The sequence below is a fragment of the Pseudomonas sp. MD195_PC81_125 genome (assembly GCF_014060985.1).
Taxonomy (GTDB): Bacteria; Pseudomonadota; Gammaproteobacteria; order Pseudomonadales; family Pseudomonadaceae; genus Aquipseudomonas; species Aquipseudomonas parakoreensis.
Genome location: NZ_JABULD010000359.1, coordinates 1 through 2,341, shown reverse-complemented (window position 1 = coordinate 2,341; position 2,341 = coordinate 1). Strand labels below are relative to the sequence as shown.

1 protein-coding gene and 1 pseudogene are annotated in these 2,341 nt (G+C 63.7%); both read right to left on the bottom strand.

Annotation, left to right across the window (positions count from 1 at the left end; all coding sequences use genetic code 11):
• Window positions 1–34 precede the first annotated feature (34 nt).
• Window positions 35–1,027 (bottom strand): AraC family transcriptional regulator, encoded by a 993-nt coding sequence (locus tag HT737_RS15120; protein WP_145593744.1) that lies wholly within the window; start codon window positions 1,025–1,027, stop codon window positions 35–37.
• 203 nt (window positions 1,028–1,230) lie between these two features.
• Window positions 1,231–2,234, bottom strand: a pseudogene (locus HT737_RS15115) (asparaginase).
• Window positions 2,235–2,341 lie beyond the last annotated feature (107 nt).

Sequence of the window (2,341 nt, the reverse complement as noted above, 5' to 3'; positions counted from 1 at the left end):
GTAGGAGCTGCCGAAGGCTGCGATCTTTTGATCTTCAGGGTCTGAACTGGCTCGGCGCCACGCCGCTCCAGCGCACGAACGCATGGCGGAAGCTTGCGGTTTCGCTGAAACCCAGGGTCTCGGCGATGCGGTAGATCGGCAACTGATCCTCACACAGCATCTGCTTGGCGCGCTCGAAACGCAGTTCGTCGAGCAGCTCCTGATAACTGCTGCCCATGTCCTTGAGGTGACGGCGCAAGGTGCGCGGCGAGCATTTCATCTGCTGGGCCAGCCCCTCGAGGCCCGGTGCTGCATTGAGCTGGGCACTGAGCAGCTGGCGAATCCGCCCCAGCCACGCCTGCCGTCCGGTGAATTCGATGTTCTGTTTGCGGCAGCGGTCGGCCATGGCCTGATGGGTGATGCTGTCGGCCAGTGGCAACGGTTGATCGAGCCAGCGCCGGTCGAAGGCGAAGGCGTTGTCCTTGGCGGCGAAGTGCAGCGGGCTGGCGAAGTGCTCGGCATAACTGTCGCGATAATCCGGCGCAGCATGTTCAAAACGCGTCGCCAGCAATGGCAGTGGATGCCCGAGCAGGTCGTCGCAGATGACCTTCAGCGACACCAGGCAGAATTCCGCGTTGAACACCGCCATCTCCGGGCTCTCGCGGTAATCGGCAGCGACGAACCAGACGCGCTCGCCATCGTCTTCCAGGCTCAGTTCGAAAAGTGTTCCCAACAGCGCCGGATAGCGAATCGCCAGGCGCAAAGCGTCACCGAAGGTGGCACAGGTCAGCAGCGCGTAACCGAGGATGCCGTAGCAGGAAACGTGCATCCGCCGGCCCAGTTCCAGGCCAATGTCGTGCTTGAGCGCGACCGCGTTGGCGCACACCTGCATTTCCTGATTGGTGGTGATGCGCGTGTCGGCGCGGTTCAGATCCGCCGCGCTGATGCCGCTGCCGGCCAGCAGCGCGTCGCTCGACAGGCCTTCATCTTTGAAGGTGTTGAGGATAAGAGAGACGGCGTTGAGGGTCGTGAGGTGGGAGTGCAGCATGTGATCTTCCAGCCTTGGGGGTGCTGAAAACGGCAGCAAGTTATATGCCGCACACAGATCAAACGGTGGGAGCGCTGTTGTGGCGAGGGAGCTTGCTCCCGCTGGGGGCGCGTAGCGGCCCCAAAACACGGCGACTGCTGCGCAGTCGAGCGGGAGCAAGCGCCCTCGCCACAGGCGATCACTCCCGCAAGGGGCGGGTGGTGTCAGATCAGCTCGCCACACAGATCGAGTTCGATCAGCCGGCGCACTTCAGCCGATTCCAGGCCAGCACCGAGCAACGCCTGCAACTTGCCGAACGCCGCTTCACGGGTCATGCCGCCACCGGACAACACACCCACGCCACGCAAGCGGCTGCCGGCCTCGTAAACGTCCAGCTCGACCCCGCCTTCATGGCACTGCGTGACCGCGACCACCACCACGCCGTTATCCCGCGCGCGGCCAAGGCTGGCGAGGAATTCAGGATTGTCGCTCGGCCCGGTGCCGCTGCCGTAGCACTCCAGCACCAGACCCTGGATACCGCCGTCGAGCAACCCGTCGACAATCCCGGCGCTGATGCCGGGGAACAGTGGCAGCACAGCGACATTCGCCAATTGTTTTGGCTGGTCGTAGTGCAGCGCTGCCGGAATCGACGTGGCTTTCACGCCGCCACCTTGACGTTCCAGGCGCTTGAACGGATGACGGCCGAAGCTGCGCACTTTCGCGCAACGGGTTGGCGCCAGCAGCTCACCGTGAAAGTACAGGTGCACACCCGGCGCCAGACCTTGGCCGAGAGCGACCAGCGCGCCACCGAGGTTTTCCCAGGCATCGCTGTCAGTCACGCCGGCCGGCAGCATCGAGCCGGTGAAACACACACGGGCATGCAGGCCGAGCAACTGAAAGCTCATCGCCGCAGCGCTGTAGGCCAGGGTGTCGGTGCCATGCAGGATCAGCACGCTGTCGCAGCCTTGCACGTCCACCGCATCGACCACCGCTTCGCGCAGTTGCTGCCAGTAGGCCGGGGTCATGTTGGCGCTGTCGATCAGCGGCGACATTTCCCGGAAGCGCCATTGCGGCACCACCAGTTCGGGCTGGCTGTGCAGGTACTCGCGCATGCGGCTTCGAAACCGGACGCCGGGGCCAGGCCGTTGGCACTGGCCTGCATGCCGATGGTGCCACCGGTGTAGAGCACCATGACGTGTTGGGCGGCGGGATAAGTCGACGAATTCATGGGGATTCTCCGAAAGGATGAGGTCCTTGTGGGAGCGAGCCTGCTCGCGATGGCGGTTCATCATTCAGCATTGATGTTGGCTGAAAGACAGCTATCGCGAGCAGGCT

What these genes read in the sequence shown, in the direction of transcription:
- HT737_RS15120 (WP_145593744.1), bottom strand. Translation starts at nt 1,027, where the DNA reads ATGCTGCACTCCCACCTCACGACCCTCAACGCCGTCTCTCTTATCCTC.